20 protein-coding genes and 2 pseudogenes are annotated in these 20,643 nt (G+C 69.9%); 12 read left to right on the top strand and 10 right to left on the bottom strand.

The features are described from left to right. Window positions 1-155 precede the first annotated feature (155 nt). The 3 genes from KV381_RS35015 to KV381_RS35025 are packed head-to-tail and all read left to right on the top strand — an operon-like array spanning window position 156 to window position 3,684. Window positions 156-1,403 (top strand): FAD-dependent oxidoreductase, encoded by a 1,248-nt coding sequence (locus KV381_RS35015; RefSeq protein ID WP_218787068.1) that lies wholly within the window; start codon window positions 156-158, stop codon window positions 1,401-1,403. Continuing rightward, entirely contained in the window at window positions 1,400-2,128 is a 729-nt protein-coding gene (locus KV381_RS35020) for a class I SAM-dependent methyltransferase (protein ID WP_030628025.1), read from the top strand. The genes KV381_RS35015 and KV381_RS35020 overlap by 4 nt, the downstream gene beginning before the upstream one ends. A 59-nt stretch (window positions 2,129-2,187) precedes the next feature. Beyond that, window positions 2,188-3,684, top strand: coding sequence for an NAD(P)/FAD-dependent oxidoreductase (locus KV381_RS35025; RefSeq protein ID WP_230544019.1), 1,497 nt, complete (start codon window positions 2,188-2,190; stop codon window positions 3,682-3,684). Window positions 3,685-3,727: 43 nt separating this feature from the next. Here KV381_RS35025 and KV381_RS35030 read toward each other — a convergent pair whose 3' ends face one another. Genes KV381_RS35030 through KV381_RS35045 form a run of 4 tightly spaced genes read right to left on the bottom strand, consistent with a single transcriptional unit; the run spans window position 3,728 to window position 8,539 of the window. Then, a complete protein-coding gene (locus KV381_RS35030) occupies window positions 3,728-4,738 on the bottom strand; it encodes a DUF5914 domain-containing protein (RefSeq protein WP_030628022.1) in 1,011 nt (336 codons plus the stop codon). Further along, complete coding sequence (locus KV381_RS35035; protein WP_218787069.1) at window positions 4,735-5,763, bottom strand: phytoene/squalene synthase family protein; 1,029 nt, start codon at window positions 5,761-5,763, stop codon at window positions 4,735-4,737. Before KV381_RS35035 ends, KV381_RS35030 begins: the two co-directional genes overlap by 4 nt. Next, the gene (locus tag KV381_RS35040) at window positions 5,760-7,277 is read right to left on the bottom strand and encodes a phytoene desaturase (protein ID WP_030628018.1); all 1,518 of its coding nucleotides are present in this window, start codon (window positions 7,275-7,277) and stop codon (window positions 5,760-5,762) included. The genes KV381_RS35035 and KV381_RS35040 overlap by 4 nt, the downstream gene beginning before the upstream one ends. Further along, a complete protein-coding gene (locus KV381_RS35045; protein WP_098023682.1) occupies window positions 7,274-8,539 on the bottom strand; it encodes a polyprenyl synthetase family protein in 1,266 nt (421 codons plus the stop codon). The genes KV381_RS35040 and KV381_RS35045 overlap by 4 nt, the downstream gene beginning before the upstream one ends. Before the next feature lie 375 nt (window positions 8,540-8,914). Between KV381_RS35045 and KV381_RS35050 the strand changes: the two genes are divergently transcribed. Next, window positions 8,915-9,337: a carboxymuconolactone decarboxylase family protein gene (locus tag KV381_RS35050; RefSeq protein ID WP_030628014.1), complete on the top strand. Its 423-nt coding sequence runs from the start codon at window positions 8,915-8,917 to the stop codon at window positions 9,335-9,337. A 228-nt stretch (window positions 9,338-9,565) separates the two neighbouring features. Here KV381_RS35050 and KV381_RS35055 read toward each other — a convergent pair. Together KV381_RS35055 and KV381_RS36835 are read right to left on the bottom strand one after the other, a co-directional pair. Next, a pseudogene (locus KV381_RS35055) lies at window positions 9,566-9,772 on the bottom strand (Ku protein); the annotation flags it as partial. A 68-nt stretch (window positions 9,773-9,840) separates the two neighbouring features. After that, the gene (locus KV381_RS36835) at window positions 9,841-9,975 is read right to left on the bottom strand and encodes a hypothetical protein (RefSeq protein WP_256995215.1); all 135 of its coding nucleotides are present in this window, start codon (window positions 9,973-9,975) and stop codon (window positions 9,841-9,843) included. A gap of 56 nt (window positions 9,976-10,031) precedes the next feature. Between KV381_RS36835 and KV381_RS36840 the strand changes: the two genes are divergently transcribed. The 6 genes and pseudogenes from KV381_RS36840 to KV381_RS35080 all read left to right on the top strand — a co-directional run. Continuing rightward, window positions 10,032-10,703: a hypothetical protein gene (locus tag KV381_RS36840; protein ID WP_030084835.1), complete on the top strand. Its 672-nt coding sequence runs from the start codon at window positions 10,032-10,034 to the stop codon at window positions 10,701-10,703. Window positions 10,704-10,832: 129 nt separating this feature from the next. Continuing rightward, the gene (locus KV381_RS35065; RefSeq protein WP_030628008.1) at window positions 10,833-13,085 is read left to right on the top strand and encodes a helix-turn-helix transcriptional regulator; all 2,253 of its coding nucleotides are present in this window, start codon (window positions 10,833-10,835) and stop codon (window positions 13,083-13,085) included. A gap of 6 nt (window positions 13,086-13,091) precedes the next feature. Further along, complete coding sequence (locus KV381_RS35070; RefSeq protein ID WP_218787070.1) at window positions 13,092-13,601, top strand: XRE family transcriptional regulator; 510 nt, start codon at window positions 13,092-13,094, stop codon at window positions 13,599-13,601. 133 nt (window positions 13,602-13,734) lie between these two features. Continuing rightward, a complete protein-coding gene (locus KV381_RS35075; RefSeq protein WP_306438628.1) occupies window positions 13,735-14,856 on the top strand; it encodes a hypothetical protein in 1,122 nt (373 codons plus the stop codon). A gap of 380 nt (window positions 14,857-15,236) precedes the next feature. Next, window positions 15,237-15,362 carry a hypothetical protein gene (locus KV381_RS36845; protein ID WP_256995217.1) on the top strand — a complete coding sequence of 42 codons (126 nt, stop codon included), beginning with the start codon at window positions 15,237-15,239 and terminating at the stop codon, window positions 15,360-15,362. Window positions 15,363-15,563: 201 nt separating this feature from the next. Further along, window positions 15,564-15,797 (top strand): annotated as a pseudogene (locus KV381_RS35080) (alcohol dehydrogenase catalytic domain-containing protein); the annotation flags it as partial. 199 nt (window positions 15,798-15,996) lie between these two features. Here KV381_RS35080 and KV381_RS36850 read toward each other — a convergent pair. Next, window positions 15,997-16,134 (bottom strand): DUF6131 family protein, encoded by a 138-nt coding sequence (locus KV381_RS36850; RefSeq protein ID WP_234024653.1) that lies wholly within the window; start codon window positions 16,132-16,134, stop codon window positions 15,997-15,999. A 197-nt stretch (window positions 16,135-16,331) separates the two neighbouring features. Here KV381_RS36850 and KV381_RS35085 point away from each other — a divergent pair, with 197 nt between their 5' ends. Beyond that, the gene (locus KV381_RS35085) at window positions 16,332-16,781 is read left to right on the top strand and encodes an SRPBCC family protein (RefSeq protein ID WP_030628003.1); all 450 of its coding nucleotides are present in this window, start codon (window positions 16,332-16,334) and stop codon (window positions 16,779-16,781) included. 124 nt (window positions 16,782-16,905) lie between these two features. On the opposite strand, the gene KV381_RS35090 is transcribed toward KV381_RS35085, so the two are convergent. The 3 genes from KV381_RS35090 to KV381_RS35100 form a co-directional block, all read right to left on the bottom strand. Continuing rightward, window positions 16,906-17,553: a class F sortase gene (locus KV381_RS35090; RefSeq protein ID WP_030084829.1), complete on the bottom strand. Its 648-nt coding sequence runs from the start codon at window positions 17,551-17,553 to the stop codon at window positions 16,906-16,908. A 49-nt stretch (window positions 17,554-17,602) separates the two neighbouring features. Next, a complete protein-coding gene (locus tag KV381_RS35095; RefSeq protein WP_030084827.1) occupies window positions 17,603-18,235 on the bottom strand; it encodes a hypothetical protein in 633 nt (210 codons plus the stop codon). 490 nt (window positions 18,236-18,725) lie between these two features. Beyond that, window positions 18,726-20,051 carry an APC family permease gene (locus KV381_RS35100; RefSeq protein ID WP_218787072.1) on the bottom strand — a complete coding sequence of 442 codons (1,326 nt, stop codon included), beginning with the start codon at window positions 20,049-20,051 and terminating at the stop codon, window positions 18,726-18,728. A gap of 129 nt (window positions 20,052-20,180) precedes the next feature. On the opposite strand from KV381_RS35100, the gene KV381_RS35105 reads away from it, so the two are divergent. Then, the gene (locus tag KV381_RS35105; RefSeq protein ID WP_030084823.1) at window positions 20,181-20,636 is read left to right on the top strand and encodes an SRPBCC family protein; all 456 of its coding nucleotides are present in this window, start codon (window positions 20,181-20,183) and stop codon (window positions 20,634-20,636) included. The last annotated feature ends 7 nt before the right edge of the window (window positions 20,637-20,643 follow it).

The raw sequence follows: 20,643 nt of genomic DNA on the forward strand, positions 1-20,643 counted from the left end.
CCGACCTCGACGGGCCCTTCCGCCACTCAGGTGGAGGCCGCAGCTCAGGCCGGGTCCGGTATCGGCTAGCGGGATACGGTCGGAGAGCAAGCATCTCGCCCGGCTTGCTGGTGGGTTCGCACATCAGCGGGGGTTCGTCCGACTGAGAGGGAGCCGTGCCTGCTGACTTCGATGTCGTCATCGTGGGGGCCGGAGCGGCCGGGCTGAGTCTGGCGTACCACCTGAGCGCCCCTGGCAGGGCCACGCCGTTGTCGGTCGCCCTTGTCGATGCCCCGCCGGGGCCGCTTCGGGCGCCACCCCGGACCTGGTGCTTCTGGGAGCCGCCGGGAGGCGACTATGACTCGTGTCTGGCTGCCTCCTGGCGGCAGCTGCGAGTCCGGGCGGCCGACGGGTCCTGCACCGTGTCCCGGCTCGGACAGCTGCGCTACAAGATGCTGCGGTCGGACGCTTTCGAAGCGCTGGTCGAGCAGCGGTTGTCCCGCACGGCGGCCTTGTGCCGGATCGAGGCGGACGTGAGCGCCGTACGCGACGTCCCGTCCGACGGTGGAGAGGTCCTGACGCAGGACGCGCACGGCGAAAGCGTCCTCGTGCGCGGCCGCCTCGTCTTCGACTCCCGCCCACCCCCTCGCCTGCCCCCTGCTCGCACCACCCTCCTCCAGCACTTCACCGGCTGGTTCGTCCGCACCGAGCGCCCCCTGTTCGATCCGGCGACCGCGGACCTGATGGACTTCCGTACGCCACAGCCCGCCCATGGGCTCTCGTTCGGCTATGTCCTGCCTCTGGATCCGCACACGGCGCTGGTCGAGTACACCGAGTTCTCCGCCGCCCCGCTGAACGCCGACGGCTACCGGCGAGCCTTGTACAACTACACCGGCGAAATCATGAAACTGGGACAACTCCGCGTCACGGCGCAGGAGCACGGCGTCATCCCGATGACGGACGGTCACTTCTCGTACCGGCAGGGGCGTTCAGTGTTCCGCATCGGCACGGCCGGAGGCGCGACCCGGCCCTCCACCGGCTACACCTTCGCCGCCGTGCACCGGCAGAGCCGAGCCATCGCCGCCCAGCTGCGCGCCGGACGGCCACTGCGCATGCCTCTGCCGTACGGGCGACGGGCGCGAGCGATGGACGCGGTAATGCTGCGGGCGCTGGACGCAGGACGGGTGGAAGGCGCTGACTTCTTCAGCCGACTCTTCCGCGGCGTTCCCGCCGAGCGGCTGCTGCGATTCATGGACGGCAGTTCGCGGCCGCATGAGGACCTGCTGATCGGCCTGCGGACACCGGTGGTTCCCATGCTGCGCACCGTCGTCGAACTCCCCTTCCGAACGCGGCGTGAACGACCTGCCACCTTGGCGTCCCCCTCACCTATCTCCCCTACCGAAACCGAAGAGAGCACCCCATGACCCTGTTGCGCGGTGACGCACTGTCCGCGGCCTTCGACCGCGGATCCGCCGCCTACGACCGCCTTGTCGCGGCCAGCCCTGGCTACCACGCGCATCTGCGCCGATCGGCACGACGGCTGGGACTGGCGGAGGAAGGACGCGGACTGCGCGTGCTCGACCTGGGATGCGGCACGGGCGCCTCCACAGCAGCCCTTCTCACCACTGCCCCGCACGCCCGGATCACCGGCGTCGACGCCTCCGGCGGCATGTTGGACCGGGCGAAGGCCAAGAGCGGGCTGGGCGGCGTCGACTTTGTGCACGCGCCGGTGGAGGAGTTGGCCGACCGGCTGCGGCCCGGCTCCTTCGACGCGGTGTTCGCCGGATACCTCTTCCGCAACCTCGGCGACCCCGACAAGACCCTCGACCTGGTACGTAACCTGCTCGTCCCCGGCGGCCGCATTGCCGTCCACGACTACACACTCAGCGGATCACCCGTCCACCGTGCCGTCTGGAACGCGGTCTGCACGGTCATCATCCAGCCCGCCGGACGGCTCGCCGGGGACGCCGAGCTCTACCGCCACCTCCGGGACAGCGTCACCCGGTTCGACACCGCGCCCGCCTTCGCCCAGCGGCTTCGCCGGGCTGGCTTCGCCGACGTACGCGTGTCGCCGCTGCCCGGCTGGCAGACCGGGATCACCCACACCTTCACCGCCCGTACCACCGCGGGCGCGGGGGAGGGGCCGTGATCCTTCTGAGGGGTGGCGGCAGGGACGGCCGGCGCGGCCGGGACCGGCAGGCTGCGCTCGTGCCGGCTCCCGTCGGCCGCCCCCGGTTCACGGGAGAGGCCCCCTCGGTGGCCGTTGTCGGCGGCGGAATCGCCGGGATCGCGGCGGCCACCTTGCTGGCCGAACGCGGCGCGCGCGTCACGCTGTACGAGCGCGGACCGGGCCTGGGCGGACGGCTGGCGGGGTGGCCCACCGAGCTCGTCGACGGCACCACCGTGACGATGAGCCGCGGGTTCCACGCCTTCTTCCGGCAGTACTACAACCTCCGCGGCCTGCTGCGCCGGGTCGACCCGGACCTCGGCTCGCTGACCCGGCTGCCCGACTACCCGCTGCGGCACAGCTCCGGCCTGCACGACAGCTTCGCCCGGATCCCGCGCACGCCCCCGCTCAGCGCGATGGGATTCGTCGCCCTCAGCCCCACCTTCGGCCTGCGGGACCTGATCCGGATGAACCCGAGGGCGGCTCTGCCGCTGCTGGACGTGCGGGTGCCCGAGGTCTACGACCGGATTGACTCCATCAGCGCCACCGACTTCCTCAACCGCATCCGCTTCCCCGAGGCCGCCCACCACCTGGCGTTCGAGGTGTTCTCCCGCAGCTTCTTCGCCGACCCGCGCGAACTGTCTGCCGCCGAACTGGTGCTGATGTTCCACATCTACTTCCTCGGCTCCAGCGAGGGCCTGCTCTTCGACGTCCCCGACGAACCGTTCCCCACCGCCATGTGGGATCCGCTGCACCGCCACCTCGAAAGCCACCGCGTCCGAGTCCGGACCCGCTGCCTCGTCCGCGAGGTGCGCCCCCTGCCCGGCAACGGCCTCGACATCACCACCGACGACGGCACAGACCGCCACGACGCCCTCGTCCTGGCCCTGGACAGCGGCGGCCTGCGCCGCGTCGTCGCCGCCTCCCCGGACCTGGGCGACGCCGACTGGCGCTCACGCATTGCCCGGCTGCGCACCGCACCGCCGTTCCTCGTCTCACGGCTCTGGCTCGACCGCCCCGTCGCGCGGAACCGGCCGGGCTTCCTGGGCACCAGCGGCTACGGGCCGCTGGACAACGTGAGCATCCTGAACCGCTGGGAGGGGGAGGCCGCCCGCTGGGCCAGTCGCACCAGGGGCTCGGTCCTCGAACTCCACGCCTACGCCGTCCCACCGGACGCTGACCGGTCCGCCGTACAGCAAGCCGCGCTGCGGCAACTGCACCAGGTCTACCCGGAGACCCGCAGCGCCCGCATCATCGATGAGCGCCACGAGTGGCGGGCGGACTGCCCGATGTTCCCCGTGGGCGGCTACCGGGATCGGCCGGGCGTGCGCAGCCCCGACCCCGCCGTCACCGTGGCGGGAGACATGGTCCGCACCGATCTGCCGGTGGCTCTGATGGAACGCGCGGCAACGAGCGGGTTCCTCGCCGCCAACGCCCTGCTGGAAGCGTGGGGCGTACGCGGGCAGACGCTGTGGACCGTACCGCGCACGGGACGGTCGGCCCTCCTGCGCCGGCTCGCGGCACTGGGGCCCTCCTGACGGAGGGGCGGTGCAGGGCCTCACGAAAGGCACCGCCCGCTCGTCAGCCCGGGAACTGTCCGCTGTCGCGGAGCTGCCAGCGCCGCTCCGCGTACGCCAGGTCATCCCGCCACAACCGGCCGGCCGAGGCACGCATCAGGGGGCGCAGCAGCGGCGCAGCAGCCCGGGCTACGGCGAACCCGCGCCGGTCCGACGCCGCGACCAGCGCTTCCGTCACGACGGTGCGGGGACGCCCCTGCGCGTCCGGAGCAAGGGGCGTGGCATGCGTCTCCACCACGGACCCCGCGCCCTCGCCTTCGACGATGTGCATGACGACCGTACGGGGCTCGGGCGCCGTGAACCGGGCCCGCACCGGCACGACCAGGCGTCCGGCCACCTTGAACGACACGTCGACGGTGAACCCGTCGTCGTCCGCCGGGCGGTCGGCGGGCGTTCCGGTGACCGTCAGGTCCACGAAGGAATACGGGTGGAACCATGCTCCGTGCCACGGGTCGAGGCGGTTGGCCACCACGTCCTCCGGCTCGCAGCGGCCGACGCCCGAGTAGACCGTTTCCACAGCCTCCCGGACCCTGGGCCGAGCCGGTACGTACGGCCGTTCCGAAGGGGGCTCCTGCCCCAGGCCGTCGAGCCGCACCCAGAGGAGCACCCCGTCGTCAAAGGCCGGGTAGGGCTCCCACCCGGCGAACGGCCCGCCATCCAAGGCCAGTCCGTGCCAGTGGCAGACCAGCGTGCCGCAGCGGACCGGGCTGTCGCGTAGGGGCGCCCCCAGATGCGGGCATGCCCCGGGGCCCGCCCGGAGCTTGCCCTCGCCGTCGCGCCAGGCCACCACTTCGGTGGAGCCGATCGTGACCCCGAGCGTCCGGCCGGGAGGAAGACCGCGCGAGGCGCCGATGACATACCAGTTGCCGGAAGGCCGGCTCTGCGCACGCTTCAGGGCCTGTGCGATCAGCGCCGGTTTTGCGTCCCGCCATGTCGGCGCCTGCCGCTCCCACGGCACGGGTGCGGACCGCAGCCGTAGCGGTATGCCCCTGGGACGCCCTGTCGCGGGGCTCATACGGTCTCCTTCCGCACCGCGCTCGCGGTCTCAGCCACCCGTGGACGGGAGGCTGTGAAAAAGAGCGCACCCGCGACCGGCCTCTCCCGGTGCCGCCCCAGGGTTCGCACGGCGACCGCCCGGGCCAGTCCGTCCAGCGCCACGGCGGCCCGTCTCCGCCGTGGAACGACCGCCCGGCGGTGCAGGACCGCGTACCCGTCCGCCTCGATCGCGTCGAGGATGCCGCTGTAGAGCACGAACGCCGTACGGATGCAGGGCCGCGAGACCGGGGCGAGCATCGCGATGCCGGGCAGGGCAGCCCGGTAGACGGCCCGGTTGTGGGCTGCGGCGGCCCGCAGAACATCGGTGATCCGGCCGTCCCGCGTCCCCGTACTCCGGCTCCACTCGAAGCGTTCCCGGTCCACCCCGTACGCCGCCAGCAGCTCGGCCGGCAGGTAGAGCCGTCCCCGGTCCAGATCCTCGCCTACGTCGCGCAGGAAGTTGGTCAGCTGGAAGGCGACACCGAGCGCGGCCGCGTGCACCGCCGCCTCCTCGCTCGGCCCCACCGTCCCGAGCACCGGCAGCATCTGAAGACCGATCACCGCCGCCGAGCCGTGCATGTACCGGCCGAGCTCCTCGTACGAGGCATATTCGCCGACCGTCAGATCGCTGCGCATGGAGGACAGGAAGTCGGTGAAGTGCTGGTGATCGATGCCGTACCGCCCCGCCGTGTCGGCGAGCGCGCGGATCACCGGCTCGGTTGCCCGCCCGTGCCGCAGCCCCGCGGCCAGCTGGGCCTCCAGCGCGACCAGGGCCCGGGCGCGCTCCCCGGGGGTGGCCTTGCTATCGAGATCGTCGACGATGTCGTCGGCCCAGCGGGCGAAGCCGTACAGGGCGTGGACAGCGGGCCGACGGTCGACGGGAAGGAGCCGTGTGGCGAGGAAGTACGTCTTGCCGTGACGGGCGTTGAGGCCGCGGCAGCGGGTGTACGCGGCTCGGAGGGCGGAGTCGCGGATGCCCGCGGCATCCAGTTCACGGGCGGTCATGCGACAGTACCTCTCGGGCGGGGTCGCGGAACGGGGGGCGGGCCGGTGATCCTCTGCGCCGCCAGTTTCCCGGAGATCAGGACGGTCGGCACGCCGACGCCGGGCGTGGTGCCGCAGCCGGCAAGGACGGCGTTGACCGTGCCCCGCACCAGGTTGCCCGGCCGGAAGGGGCCGGTCTGCGGGAAGGTATGGGCCACGGAGAAAGGGGTGCCAGCCGCATGGCCCTGGGCGGTCCAGTCGACCGGAGTGACCAGCCCCTCCACCTCGATCGCCGACCCGAGTCCGGGCATCTCGCGGCGCTCCAGCTCGGCCAGCAGCTCGTCCCGGTAGCGGGGGCCCAGCTCGCGCCATTCCCGTACGCCGGGCCCGACCTCGGTGTTCGGGCAGGGAGCCAGCACGTAGTGGAGGTGCTTGCTTGGAGGTGCGAGCGAGGGGTCACTCGCGGTGGGACGGGTGATGAGGAGCGAGGGGTCCGACATCAGCTCGCCGGTGCGGGTGAGTTCGTGGAAGGTGCTCTTCCAGGCCGCGCCGAACGAGATGGTGTGGTGTGCCAGGTTCGGCCAGGTGCGGTCCGTGCCCGCGTGCAGGATCACCGCGGACGGCGCGTGCCGCAGAGGGAGCGGCCGGTGCGGGCTGCGCCCGAGCAGCCTGTAGCTGACGGGCAGGTCAGGGGTCAGGACCACCGCGTCGCAGGCAATGCGTTCCTGGTCGGTGACGACCGCGGTGACACGGTCGCCCGAGCGCTCCAGGCGGGTCACGCTCTGCCCGTAGCGGAAGGACGCTCCTGCGTCGGCTGCCGCGTCCGCCATCGCACGGGGCAGCGCGTGCATGCCACCCCGAGGGAAGTACACCCCGGCCACCGTGTCCATGTAAGCGATGACCGCGTACGCGGCCAGCGCCCGTGCCGGAGGCACACCCGCGTACAGCGCCTGGAAGGAGAACACCCTGCGCAGCCGTTCGTCCGAGACGAAGTGCCCGATCCGCGCATCAAGCCGGCCGAAACCGCCGAGAGCGGCGAGCCGGGCGAGGTCCGGGTGGACAAGCTGGAACGGCGAGTCGAAGTTGGCATCGATGAAACGACGCATCTGCACCCGGTACAGGCGCTCCAGCCAGATCCGCAGGCGCCGGTATCCGACTGCCTGCCGGGCACCCGCGAACTGCTCGACAGCGGCCTCCATCGCCGCACCGTCGGTGTGCACGTCGAGCTGCGATCCATCGGCGAACCGGGCCCGGTAGGCGGGATCCAGCCGGATCAGCTCCAGCCGGTCGGCCATCGGCTCCCCGACCGCGGCGAAGGCCTCCTCCACCAGATCGGGCATCGTCAGTACGGTCGGCCCGGTGTCGACCCGGAAGCCGTCCGTCTCCAGCAGCCCAGCCCGGCCGCCTGGGACTCCTTCCTGCTCAACGACCGTGACGCTGCGGCCCGCGCCGAGCAGGTGGAGCGCAGCGGCCAGACCTGCCAAACCGGCACCGACCACCACCACATGGTCGACGGGCCCCTTGACCGTAATCACCTGGGGCTCCCCCCTTCGGCCGCAGTCAGGAGCCGGGCGGCGGCTGCCGCCCCGTCCGTTTCGCCGGTGTGGAGCGCGGAGTGGCCGGACCGGTCTCCGGAGACCGTGCGCAGCAGACCGAGCAGCTGATGGCCGCCGTGCGCCGCCACGTCAACGGCCTGTCCCAGACGATGAACGGCGTGGTCGTGAAGCCGCTCCGCCTCCTGCTCCACATGGGCGCGCGCCCCCGTCACCTCAAAGACGCCCAGCACGTCAGCGAGATCGTCCTCCGTCAGGTCGGCGTTGCCCGTGACGCGGCTGAGGACGGCCAGCGCTTCTTCGTCGCCCGCAGCTTCAGCCCACGTCCGAGCGACAGCCAGCAGGTAGGTCGGCTTCCCCTCCCGGATGTCGTCGCCGGACGGCTTCCCGGTCACCCCCGGATCACCGAAGACCCCGAGAAGATCGTCCCGCAGCTGGAAGGCGAGACCGGCGCACCGACCGGCGGCACTCAGGGCTTCGGTGGTCCGCTCATCGGCTCCCGCGAGGGCGGCGCCGAGCGCTAGTGGCCGCTCGACGGAGTACGAGGCGCTCTTGAGCGAGGCAGTCCGCAAGGCTTGCACCACTGAGGACCCACCGCTGACCTGGCCGTGCAGATCTAGGTACTGCCCGGCGACCATCTCGGTTCGCATGGCCCGCCAGAGGGTGCCGATCCTTCGACGCTGGGTGGCGGACAGCACGGTTTCCGCCACCGTGTCATCGGCCCAGACCAGTGCAAGATCCCCTGCCAGCACGGCCGCAGAGGAGCCGAACGCGGAACCCCGCTCGGAATGCGGCGAGAGCCCCACATGCTCTGCCAAACCGACGTGTACGGCAGGCTGCCCCCGGCGCAGTCGCGAGCGGTCCATCACATCGTCGTGGATCAGTGCGCAGGTCTGGATCAGCTCCAGCGCCACCCCGAGCCTCAGAGCGGCCGCGGTCTCCGCCGCACCGCACGCGCGCATTCCCCACCACAGAAGGCGAGGCCGCATGCGCTTGCCGCCGTCGAGCGTGAAGTCGGCGACCCGCCGCGCCAACTCCTCGGAGAACAAGACGTCGTGCTCACCTGCCTCGGCGACCCGTTCACTCAGCACTGCCTGTGCGGTACGCAGGACAGCATGGACCACATCCGCGTCGACGACCCGCGCGTCCTCGGACGACGGGCCGGGCTGGCGGTGCTCCTTCGACTTGCCGGCCGGTTGCGAAGGCTCGCCGAGCGAGTGCTCCGTAGGCTGGGGACGGCCCATCTCACGCCTTTCCGAGATCAGTGGTGATGACGAACGACTCGATACCCCGCTGCGCGTACCCCGTTCGCATGCGTTCGTGCAGACTGCCGATCAGGAGTTCGCACCGCGCGGAAGCAGGCACTGATCAGAGACGATCACGCCAGCTGCCCACTCCCGGAGGAGAAACACCCCGGACACGACAGGACGGCGGCCACCACGCCCGTATGGCCCACGTGACAGGTGCCCGCTCCGCATACACCCGATGGGGACTCTGCCCACCGGATCGGGGCTGTGTTCCCTCTCGGCACAGCCCCTTTCGATCGTGCGACGGCGGGGTGGCTGCGCTTCCGGGGTTGCGATGCACCGTCAAACGCCGTGCTGATAGAGAATCACGGAATGACCGAGCGCAGCCCTGACTACATCCGCTCACTAAACAACGCCGAGCGGATCCTCGGCTTCAGCCTGGCGCCGTTCGTCGACCCCCAGCCGTCTGAGCCGGCCAACGCCTACGACTTCACCCGGATCGCGACCGAGCACGCCTTCAACGACGTCTGGCCCCGCACCGATCACCTCGACCTGCGTACCCGCGCGCTGGTCTCCGTCACCATCACGGCGAGCCTGGGCATCTTGGAGCCGCTCCGCGGCCAGCTGCGGATCGCCCTGTACAACGGCGTGACCAAGGAGGAGATCGTCGAAGCCTTCATCCAGATGGCCGTCTACGCGGGCGTCGCCCGCGCGTTCGACAGCTACTCCGTGGCGCGCGAGGTCTTCGCCGAGTATGACGAGGCGCGGGGTGCGGACGCGACCGACGATGATTAGCCGCAGTCTCTGCGGAAGAAGGACAAGGGCTCCTGAAGCTGCAGTGATCGGAGCTCTCGCGGCTCTCTCTCCGATCACTGCAGGAAGCGTCTGCTGTTGACCACCACATGGTCGACGGGCCCCTTGACCGTCCCGGGGCCTGGCCTGGCCCTTCCGCTCGCAACAGGGCGGGCGGACTCTGGATCTGGCCGACAGACTTGTCGGTCGCCGACCGAGAGGGAGGATCCATAGGAGGGTGTAGGGCTTGGCGGCGACCTGCCCGTCGGCGGCCAGGTAGTAGGAGTCGCTGATGCGGACCGGGTCGATCGTGTCCGCGTCGACGAACGCGGCGATCTCGATCGCCTTCGCCGTCGGCAACGGCATCTGCTCCAGTTCCTCGTCCGTCACCGGGACCGTCTGGTCCTTCGCGATCTCGTAGCCCTTGCCGATCTCATCCGCAAGGGGTACGCGGCGGCGAGCATCCCGGAGATCCAGGACGTCGCCGGCGTCTCCCGCGGGGGTTTCTACCACCACTTCGCCTCGAAGCAGGAGGTGGGCGACGCGGTTCTCGCCCGCCAGCGCCAGTTTTTTGCCCGGGTCTCCGAGCAGGCGGCGGCGGGGCCGGCCCCGGCGGTGTGGCTCCAGGCGCTGATCGACATCGTTGCTGCCTTACGGGGGCCTGCCGAAACAGCACCGGGCGAAGGTGCTGGAGGCCATGGCCGGGCGTACGGCGGAGCAGGTGATCGAGCGTGCGGCCCGCCGATGGGTGCGGCACGGGTACGCCGACGCACATCACTCGGCCGGCGGCAGGGGCATCGGCAGTCCGGTGGGTGTGGCCCTCGCGCTGATCGAGCCGGGCCAGTGCGAGTACGCCCGATGCGAGGACGGGACGGACATCGACACCGGGCAGGAGTGCCGGGCGTGCGAGGCGCGGCGCACCGCACGGAAGGCTGGGGCTGGAACTGGACGAGGTGTCCCCGCCGCCCGTCCGGCAGCTCACCGGCCGGGCTGGTGGACCTGCACGGCCTGTGACGCCCCGGGCGTCGGCGCACCCCCTGTGAACGGCGAGTGCGCCGAATGCCGCAGAGAAGCCGAAGTCGCGGGCCGGCGCCTTGCCGAGCGGCTGGAGCATGAGGCCGCAGAACGGCAGGCCGACCGGGTCCGGGCTGCCGCGCTTGCGCTCGAACCCGACGAGGAGGAGTTGGACCGCGCTGCCCGCAAGCAGGCCGTCGACGAGGCGACCGCCCGTCTCCGTGCTGAGCTGGCCGCGCAGTTCCCGGACCTCGCAGCGGTCTCCGGCTCAGTCCAGGAGGCCCAGCAAGCCCTCACCGCACCGTTTGAGCGCTCGCTGGGCGGAGACGGCCTGCTGGCCTCGCTGGCGTCCTGACAACAGATGGCACCGTTCCCCTTTCACTGACACCTGAGCACACCTGCACGGTGTTCGTACGGGATACGTACGCGAAACGTACGCGCATCGTACGGTTCATGGTGTAGGGTGTTGGTCAGGAGGTGTTCCATGTCCGAGTTGTTCGACGCGGTCGACGCCCTGCTCGCGTCCCGCGCCACCCTGCCGCCCCCGGCGGAACGCAAGCGGCTGCGCGCCGCGCACGGCCTGACGATCGACGAGGTCGCCGGGGCGCTGAAGGTCCGCCGGGCCACGGTGTCCGGGTGGGAGTCCGGGAAGACCGAGCCCCGCCCCCCGGAGCGGGACGCGTACGCCCGGCTGCTCGACAAGCTCGCGGAGCTCTACCCCGCCACCCCGGCTCCGGCCGCAGAGGAGGCGACCGCGTCGGACATCCCGGTGCCCGCCACGTTCACCGGCGTGCCCGCTCCGGCTGGGCCGCAGCCCACCGAGCCGATCTCCAGCGCCGGAGTCGTGAGTGAGCCGGTGAAGCCGCAGGTTCCCGCTTCGGATCTCGTGGACGCTCCGGCGGCCGCGCCGCGTCCGGCGAGCACCACCAGGCCGTCGACGTCGCGCCGCCCCGGCGCACGGAAGGCAGCCGCGGCCAACACCCCCGCGGGCGGTACGGATCCGCGGTTCGAGAACGGGCCGTTGGCGGTCGTCGACGTCGAGGACGGGAAGGTGGTGGCGTACGGCGTCGGCGGCCTGGTCCTGGACGTGCCCGCCAAGTCCCTGCCCTCCCTGGTGGACTGGACGCTCAAGGAGGCGAAGCTCGGGCAGCCGAAGCTGTCCGGTCCGGGAAGGCCGGCCGACCCGCTGCTCGTCCTCACCGAGGCCGCGCTGGAGCGGTACGGGCTGCCCGTCACGTTCACGGCGCAGGAGAAGGATGCCGGGCGGATCCCGGAGGGCCACAAGGTCATTAAGCAGCTGACCCGGGCCGACTGGAAGCTGACGAAGAGGGGCCTCGGGCCGTGGGCGAGGATCTACCGCCCGGCCAAGGGCTCGGAGCGCCAGTGCGTCCAGCTGTGTATCCCGTCGTGGAACGCGCTGGACCCCCGCTTCTGGGGCGCCGCCGCGCAGCTGCCGCCGGCGGAGCTCGCCCGGGTTCTGGGCACCTTCGCGATGCGGGTGATGACGCCGCGCGGTTCCACCGCCGTGACAGGCCTGGAACTGATGACCGCGCTGCACCCGCCGACCCACGCCGTACGGGACGAGGAGACCGGCGCCCTGCGGCAGGCCGACACCAAGACACCCGGCTCGCTCGGTTCGGACCCGGTGGACTGCGCACCGCCCGAGGCCCCCGACGGGCACCCGGTCCTCAACGCCCTGGACCTGCCGCGCTTCCACGTCCGCGGCCCCTCCGAGAAGCTGTTCGAGGAGGCGTACGACTGGGCGCGGCCGATGACCGACGCGGAGTGCACCCTGCACTACCTCGTCGGCATCGACGTCAACATGGCGTTCGCCGCCGGCGCCAACGGCCTGACCGTCGGCCTCGGCGAGCCCACCCACATCAAGAACCCGGCGTTCGACCCGAAGCTGCCCGGCTCGTGGCTGGTCGACCTCTCCCACGTCGACCTGTCCCATGTGAAGGCCGGCAAGGAGTGGGTGGACCTGGACGGCAGCCTGCTGCCTTCCCCGTTCACGCCGAAGGGCGACCGGCCGACCGGCCCAGCCTGGTATGCGACGCCGACCGTCGCGTACGCCCAGGAACTCGGGTACGACGTCCGGCCGACCGAGGCGTACGTCCGGTACGACAACGGCCGCTACCTGGACGGCTGGTACCAGCGGCTGCGCGACGCCTACCTCGCCACCATGGCCGACCTCGGCGTCACCACCGACCTCTCACCCGAGGACTTCCTGACGGCGATGGACGGCTACAAGGACCGTGACCCGGAGCTGGGCATCGTCATCACGGCGATCAAGGCGACGGTTAAGGGCGGCGTCGGCAAGCTCCGCGAGCGCCCGCGCGGGGAGGGCTGGCGGCCGGGCGAGCGGTGGCGGGCCCTGGAGCGCCCGACGTGGCGGCCGGACATCCGGGCGGCGGTCATCTCCCGCACCCGGATCAACCTGCACCGCAAGATCGTCAAGCACGCGGCGTTCACCGGGCAGTACCCGATCGCGGTCCTGTCCGACTGCGTCGTCTACGCCGCGAACGGGCCCTCGCCGCTGGACGTCGTGCCCTACCGGGACGGCAAGCCGCTCCCCGGCGGGTTCAAGCTGGGCATCAACCCCGGCCTGGTCAAGCACGAGGGCACCCAGACCGTGCTGTGGGGCGAAGGGGTCCGCGAGCAGTTCGACGCCCCGCAGCTGAACTTCGCCCGGTTCATCAAGGACGGCACCGTCACCGACGCCGACAACGGAGAGTAGAAGACGATGAGCCTGATCGGGGACGGACTGAACAAGGCGGTGCAGAAGGCGTTCACCCGCCCGGCACCGAAGAGCGCCGGCGCGCAGATGCTGCGGGTCTCCCAGCGCACCGTCGACCGGTACGTGAAGGACCAGATCAAGAAGCCCCGTACTGACCTCGCCGGACGCTTGGACCGGGAAGTGAAGCAGCGGTGGCAGCCTCAGGTCCGGGCCAAGGCCAAGGCGAAGGCGGCGTCCACGGGCGGCATCATCATCGACACCCGCGCCCGCCTCGGCTACACCGCCCCGATCGGCTCCACCGACCAGGACCGCATCCGCCACCTCACCGTCGCTCTCCCGCCGGTCCACGCCGCCCGGCTCTTCGAGGCCCAGGAGCAGGGCGCGTCCGACGACCGTCTCCAGGAGATCGCCGCCGAAGCCCTCAAGGAGGTCTACTTCCAGGACGGCGGCCGCCGCGCCGGCTCCCTGGACGAAGTCCGCTTCACCGACATCGAACACCTCGAGTTCGACCTGTAGCAGCCATGCCATCTGGGCAGCCCGCGAGCCCTCGGACCACTACTGGTCCGAGGGCTCGGTCACGTATCCGGAGTGCATATCGGCATGCCCCGTTGGCCAGTTGATGCTTGCCCGGGTGGGCGATGATGGGCCGGTGAGTTTAGATCTGAGCAATTACGAGCTTCTCTGGCCTGCGCCACTGTTCGCGTCCGAGGGCGAGCGGGTCTTGCGGGTCCCGAACAGATGGTGGGGAGACCAGGCGGTCTGGCTTCTGACGGAGGCCTTCGCCGGTACTACGGTGGTGGCCGACTTCGAGGAGTTGCCCACCCGCCCCGCGCCTTCGGATGATCCGTGGGCAAGTACAACCCCTGGTTGGGGGGAGCAGCAGGGGATGGGCAAGCGGGACTGGCTTACCGAGCTGGTCGGCCGTGCCTCCGAGCTGCGCCGTGCCGTCGAGCCCCGGCCGTACTGGCCGCAGCGGCAAGGGCGCGGCCTCTCGCACGACGGCAGTGCCCCACGGGATTCCCGGCGTGGCTTCGAACGGATCATCAGCGACTTCGCCGACAGCGGCTACCTGGTGGAGGTCTTCGGCAAGGAATGTGTGGATGACTCCACCGTGCTGCCGGACGCCTCGCGGGTGATCGAGCACCGCCTGGGCATCCCCGCCCTGTGGCCCTTGACCCCGGCTACGTGGGACGAGGACATCTTCTTCGGACTGATCGAGGTCTTCCACGACCTCGTCAGCCGCCCCCGCACCCGGCAGCTCCACTCTTATAACGGGTGCGGCTGGCACTACTCGGAGTTCCACAACGGGCCCGCCCGCATCCTCTACCGGGGCAAGGTCAACGAGCTGTTCCGCGAGGCCGGCATCGAGTACGAGCTGGCCTCCGAAGGCGAGGACCTCGGTCGCCTGGTCGCCATCACCGACGACGCCCGCAGCGCGCTGGTGCACCAAGCGCTGGTCAGCAGCGGCCCGGACATCACAGTCCGGGTCCGTCATGCCATCGCCCTCTTCCGCGGCAGGGACGCGGCGGCGGAAAGCAAGCGATCGGCGATCGTGACCCTTGCGGGCATCCTTGAGGAACGCCGGGCCCTCCTCAAGGACCAGCTCGGCAAGGACGAAGGGGCCCTCTTCGAGATCGCCAACCGCTACGACCTGCGCCACCGGAAAGCAGACCAGCGCGGCGACTACGACGAAGCGTTCCTGGACTGGATCTTCTGGTGGTACCTCGGAACGGTCGAGCTCGCCAACCGGCTCATCGCGTCGCGGTGCTGACCTGTCCATTCCCCTCGGTTCCGCCCTGCCGAAGAACCTCAGAGCCCGACACGCACCTCGTGTCGGAGGCCACGCCGGAAAGTCGGCCTTCCCCCGCGGCCAGAGCTGCATATCGACGTACGCCCGCACGAGTCCGGCCGTCTCGGCTGCCGTGACGTCCTTGGTCCATCGGCTGGACGAGTGCGAGTGGCACGTCATCTGGAACTGGCCGCCACCGTTCGCGGACGGCTGCTTGAGTTCGGCGAACGGATGCGCACGGCAGCGCTCGTTCCGCTCGGTCTCCTCCAGGTGGGCGCGGACGACGTCCAGGCGAACCGGGTCGGCAGGGTCCGCTGTTCCAGGCAGCCTTGGCATTCCAGGAGGTGGCGGGTGCCGCCGCCTTGGAGGAAGCGGTAGGGGAGGCTCTCATCTCGAAGTCGGCGGCCAACCGCAGCATCGACCAGCTCGTCCCGCTCATCGCATACCAGCCGCGGCGCTGGTTCGCCAAGGACGCCGTCGGCACCTGAGGTTCGCACAGATTCACTGGACCAACACCATGCTCAAGAACATGGCCCCACAAATTCTCACGAGTCTGTGAACACGGCCTGCCACCCGCCGGCCTGCACCAACACGCGAAGTTGCCTCCGAGTCCATCGGCATTTGCTCGGCAAAGGCGGAGATCCGATGCGTGACCTCACCCGGCAGGGCACGGCAAGCGTGATGTCCGCGTGAAGGCAGTCCCCGACTCCGCGGGCAAGTGTCCGGCCGACGTGATCGTGCGCGTGACGTCCACGGGTGTCTGTGGATCCGGTGCGTCTGTATGAGGTCCTGGAGCCTTACCTCGATCCCGGCGACATCCTGGGGCACGAGCGATGGGAATCGTCGAGGAGGTTGGCAGAAAGGTCGCTGAGTTGCCGGTCGGCGACCGTGCGGTGGCGCCCTCTAACATCTCTTGCGGTTCGGCGAGTCGGTACCCGTACGAGCACCCGGCCTGCGGACATGGCCTGTGCAGGCCATCGCGTCTCCTGCCTGCCAACCCGCTGGGTATGTTCCGGTTCGGAAGGGGGACCGACCGCTCCGGCTGAGCCATCTATGGGCTCGTGAGAGAACCATGGCGTCAATCAATGGAGAGAGGTCGCTGGGGCTGTCAGGATCAGTCGGCTACCAATAGTGCCGTCGCCCTCCCACTGCATGCCCCAGGGCTCCGAGGGCCCACAGCGCGAGGCCGATGGCCACCAGGGTGATCCCGATGGTCCACAGCACCCCGATGCCAGCCGCCAGGTCGATGATCAGCAAGATAACGCCGAGGCGATCATGGTGCCTCCGATCCCGGACTCACTCTGCCCCCATCGTCGCGCTGTGGTGCCCGGCGCACAACAGCAGTAGCCGGGGTACCGCGCTGGCAGAGCGTGTCGTCCTGGCCGGTTTCCGACCGAGTGCTTCGGGTACGCGGCGCTGCGTAGCCATCCGAGCCCCAGCTGTCATAGGGAGTGGGTATGTCGAAGATCGAGGAGTCCGTCAAGGTCGCCGTTCCGTTGCGCACGGCCTACGACCAGTGGACGCAGTTCGAGGAGTTCCCGCAGTTCATGGAGGGGGTGCAGCGCATCGAGCAGCGCACGTCCACACTGACGCGTTGGGTGACCAAGGTGGATGGTGTGGAGCGGGAGTTCGATGCTGAGATCACCGAGCAGATCCCCGGCGAACGAGTGGCCTGGGCCACGGTGGCGGGCGAGGTCCGTCAAGCCGGTGTCGTCACCTTCCACCGCCTGGACGATACTCACACCAAGGTCATGCTTCAGCTTGACCACGACCCGCAGGGGATCGCGGACACCGTCGGCGACAAGCTCGGCTTCGTCCGTCGGCAGGCCAAGAGCGACCTGATGAATTTCAAGGAGTTCATCGAGTCCCGCGGCACCGCGACCGGCACGTGGCGGGGCACCGCCTAAACGATCTTCACCCCACGTGGTGCGGCGTCCCCGCGGCGGCGCACCACGAGCGCAGGCGCTCGACTCGGTCATGAGGATCGGCCGGTACCTCGTCCCGAGGTACCGGCCGATCTGCGCACGGCGTTCAGGTCGCCTTCTTCAATGACGTGAGGTGGGCGAAGACGACCACGTTCGCCGAGTAGCCCGCCTTGTCGTCGAAGCGCCCGCCGCAGGTCAGCAGCCGGAGTTCGGGCCGTCCGGTGTCCCCGTACACCTTGTCGTCGGGGAACTTGTCCTTTGTGTACGTCTTCACCGTGTCGACCGTGAACACCGCTGTTTTGCGGTCCGCGCGCACCACGTTGACCTTGTCGCCCCGGCGCAGCGCGTTGAGGTTGAGGAAGATGGCCGGGCCGGTCCTGGTGTCCCGGTGACCTACGAGCAGGGACGTACCGTTCTCACCGGGCGATGGCCCCTTCTCGTACCAGCCCGTCAACTTCGGTTTGCTCAAGGGCGGGGCCTCTAGCCGGCCCTTCTTGTCGAGGCCGAGCCCGGTGACCGGCGCCTCGATGAAGATGGCGGGAATGGCGACCTTCAGGGGGCGGGAGGGCACCAGGGGCGCGTGTGAGGCGGGCACGTGCTTCTCCGGTGTATGAGGTGCCCGTCGGAACGGCTCCGGCCCGCCGCCCGCGGCGTCGCTGCCCCGGGCGGCGGTGACCGTCTGGGTGTCCTCGGAGGAGTCCGAGGACACCCAGACGATGCCGGCCACCAGAGAGAACGACACGCACAGCGTCATGGTGAGGCGGCACGCGCGTGTCGGTCCTCGTCGCCGTCGGCAGCGGACGTCACGCCTCGCCACGGGCGCGGCGACGAGCCGACCGGCGCATCATGATCAGGCCCGCGGCTCCTGCGGCACCGGCGACCAGCGCGGCGGCGGTGCCGGCATTCGAGTCGCTCTCGGAGCTGATGGGCTCCATGTCCGGGACGCCGCCGCCGCCAGCGGGGACCCCGCCGATGGGCCGCTGCGGCTTGTGAGGCTTGCCGCCGCCGTGACCGCGGTCGGGGCACTCGACCTTGAAGCTCTTCTGCTTCGGGCCCGCGGGGACGACCCACACCAGCTGGTATGTGCCCTCCGGGAGCCGGTACGTCTCACTGCGCGCACTGCCGTTGATGAGCGGAAGGGTGTCCAGCAGGGTGGTACCCGGCGGCACGGTCGGGGGCTGCTCGGTGATCGTCCAGGGGACCGAGGGGAACGACTCGAAGTTGCTCGCCGCCAGTACGAACTTGCAGACCTCGACCCCTTCGCGGTCGCCGCTCGAGTGCCAGCTGACCGAGCGGATGTCGATGTCACCGCTGTCGCCAGGGGCGGCGTAGGCGGCGGGAGCTCCGGCCAGTGTGGCACCGGCGACTGCGACTGCGACGGCCACCTTGGTGCCCGTGCGGACATTGCGGGATCGGACGGAACTGGAGATACGCATGAAGGCTCCTTCAAGCCGAGATGATTGTCGTACTGATCATCTGATCGCCTAAGAGATGCCATGAATCGTCGTAAAAGTCAGATAAGACACGGGAATATTCCAGAAGTGCCCTGATCGGCAGACAGCACGTGAGTGCCATGCGGGCGCACGGACCGGGCTGCGGGCCGGGAAGCAGTAGCGGGACGGAGCCGTACCGTTGCCGCTCGATCTTCCCCATGTGGTTCGCCAGGTTCGACACGACCGACGCCCCGGCCCTTCCTCCCGCGTCTCCTGCGCGCGGACTTCTCGGCCCGCCGCGAACGAACCGCTACTGCCGCCGTCGCCTGACAGGTGGTCGAAGACCCGGAGTCTTCGACCTGCACCAAGTCCTGCTCGCGGAGCCGAAAGCGGTCGACGCACTCGGCTGGTGGGGTATGTGGGCGGCCGCAGCGACGTACCTTCGGCGCGATCCCGGCGGTGCGACGGAACACGCAGGATGCTGAAGACCCCGTCAGGAGGATCGCCGTGACTTCACTGCGGCGATGATGCCGAGGCCCGCGCCGACAGCCAGCACAAGAAGCCCCCTCAACCACACATCGTGTTCGATCCGGGTGGCGAGCAGGACGCAGGACAGGGCTCCGAGGACCGGGACGAGGGTCGGTGCACGAAAATGGTCCTGCGACACCAGGTCGCGGCGCAGGACGAGGAGCGAGGTGTTGACGAGGAAGAAGACCACCAGGAGCAGCAGGACCAGGGTGGAGGCGAGCGTGGATACATCCCCGGTCAGCGCGAGGACCAGCGAGAGCGCGGTGGTCGTGGCGATAGCAGCCCAGGGGGTGCGTCGGCTGGGAAGGACCTTTGTCAGGAAACGGGGCAGGAGGCCGTCCCGCGCCATGCCGTAGGTCAGGCGCGAGGACATGATGCCCGTCAGCAGTGCTCCGTTCGCGACGGCCACCAAGGCGATGGCGCTGAAGAGTTCGGTGGGAATCCCTCCCGCCCTTCGGACGACTTCCAGGAGCGGCCCGCTGGATTCCGTCAGCTTCTCGGTCGGCACGGCCACGGCTGCCGCAACGCCGACCAAGGCGTACACAGCGCCTGCAGTAAGCAGTGCGCCGAAGAGCGCTCGGGGGTACGAGCGTCGGGGATCACGCGTCTCCTCGGCCACGTTGACGGACGTCTCGAACCCGACGAACGAGTAGTAGGCGAGCACCGCGCCGCTGAGAACGGCGCCCACGGGCCCTTCACGTGACGTGCCCAGGTCTGTGAGCCTTCCTGTGTCACCGTCGCCGCGCAGCACGATCCAGGCGCCGAGCCCGATCACCAAGAGCAACCCGCTGACCTCGATGACCGTGGCGACGACGTTGGCCCGGGTCGACTCACGGATGCCCCGCGCGTTCAACAGCGCCAACGCGATGAGAAAGACGATCGTCACCAGCACCACGGGGAGCGTGATGAACTCGGACAGATAGTCACCGCCGAATCCGCGGGCGAGGGCAGCCACCGACACGATGCCGGCCGCCAGCATGCAGAAACCGGCGAGGAAGCCGAGGAACGGCCCGTAGGCCAGGGTTGCGTAGTGCGAAGCGCCGCCCGCACGCGGATATTTGGTCACCAGCTCCGCGTACGAGGCGGCTGTCAGGAGAGCCAGACAGAGAGCCACGAGCAGGGGAGCCCACACGGCACCGCCGGACTTGGCGGCGACCTGGCCCACCAGGACGTACACGCCCGCCCCGAGGACGTCCCCGAGGATGAAGAAGTACAGCAGTGAGGTGGTCAGAGCCTTCTTGAGAGGTGTCGAAGAATCCGTGGCCGGGGGAGTCGTGGAAAGTGGTTTCACGTGGCAGCACGTACCCGGCTCGTCGCCCAGCAGACGGCGAACCCCTCGTATGCCTGCGAAAGTGAATGCGTAGGTCAGAAGAGGTCGGGTACCGGAGGGCCTGCGGATTCGACGAGAACTGGAGAACCGATGGCTGTACGACACCGATTGATCGAACGTTCCGTCGAGGACGTCTGGGCGGTTCTCGCAGATCCCACCCGCTACGGCGACTGGGTGGTGGGAACGTCTGAGACGACGCCTGGTGAAGGTACCTGGCCCGAGGTCGGCGCCGACATCACGTACACGGTCCAGCTGGGCTGGTGGTCCGCCCAGGGACGCACCGTCGTCCGACGCTGTGAGGCCCCGCACGTGCTGGAGCTGGAAGCCGATAGCGGTTGGCTGGGCACCGCCCGGATCGCGCTGAAGGTACGACACTGGGGACAAAACACGCTGGTGATCATCGATGAACACCCCTTGCGAGGGCCCGCCGCGAAGCTCCACAACACCGCCATCGACGCGTTTGTCCAGGTGCGTCACCGCACCATGCTCGCCCGTCTGGCGGACGTGGTCGAGAGCGCCCCAAGGGGCGAACACATGGTCGCATGACTCCTGC

Origin of the sequence: Streptomyces sp. WY228, assembly GCF_019287315.1 — a bacterium.
In the GTDB taxonomy this organism is placed as follows: Bacteria; Actinomycetota; Actinomycetes; order Streptomycetales; family Streptomycetaceae; genus Streptomyces; species Streptomyces caviscabies.

What these genes read in the sequence shown, in the direction of transcription:
- KV381_RS35065 (WP_030628008.1), top strand. Translation starts at nt 10,833, where the DNA reads ATGTCCGAGTTGTTCGACGCGGTCGACGCCCTGCTCGCGTCCCGCGCC.
- KV381_RS36835 (WP_256995215.1), bottom strand. Translation starts at nt 9,975, where the DNA reads ATGTCGATCAGCGCCTGGAGCCACACCGCCGGGGCCGGCCCCGCCGCC.
- KV381_RS35070 (WP_218787070.1), top strand. Translation starts at nt 13,092, where the DNA reads ATGAGCCTGATCGGGGACGGACTGAACAAGGCGGTGCAGAAGGCGTTC.
- KV381_RS35035 (WP_218787069.1), bottom strand. Translation starts at nt 5,763, where the DNA reads ATGACCGCCCGTGAACTGGATGCCGCGGGCATCCGCGACTCCGCCCTC.
- KV381_RS35050 (WP_030628014.1), top strand. Translation starts at nt 8,915, where the DNA reads ATGACCGAGCGCAGCCCTGACTACATCCGCTCACTAAACAACGCCGAG.
- KV381_RS35030 (WP_030628022.1), bottom strand. Translation starts at nt 4,738, where the DNA reads ATGAGCCCCGCGACAGGGCGTCCCAGGGGCATACCGCTACGGCTGCGG.
- KV381_RS35105 (WP_030084823.1), top strand. Translation starts at nt 20,181, where the DNA reads ATGGCTGTACGACACCGATTGATCGAACGTTCCGTCGAGGACGTCTGG.
- KV381_RS35085 (WP_030628003.1), top strand. Translation starts at nt 16,332, where the DNA reads ATGTCGAAGATCGAGGAGTCCGTCAAGGTCGCCGTTCCGTTGCGCACG.
- KV381_RS35045 (WP_098023682.1), bottom strand. Translation starts at nt 8,539, where the DNA reads ATGGGCCGTCCCCAGCCTACGGAGCACTCGCTCGGCGAGCCTTCGCAA.
- KV381_RS36840 (WP_030084835.1), top strand. Translation starts at nt 10,032, where the DNA reads ATGGCCGGGCGTACGGCGGAGCAGGTGATCGAGCGTGCGGCCCGCCGA.
- KV381_RS35095 (WP_030084827.1), bottom strand. Translation starts at nt 18,235, where the DNA reads ATGCGTATCTCCAGTTCCGTCCGATCCCGCAATGTCCGCACGGGCACC.
- KV381_RS35020 (WP_030628025.1), top strand. Translation starts at nt 1,400, where the DNA reads ATGACCCTGTTGCGCGGTGACGCACTGTCCGCGGCCTTCGACCGCGGA.
- KV381_RS35090 (WP_030084829.1), bottom strand. Translation starts at nt 17,553, where the DNA reads ATGACGCTGTGCGTGTCGTTCTCTCTGGTGGCCGGCATCGTCTGGGTG.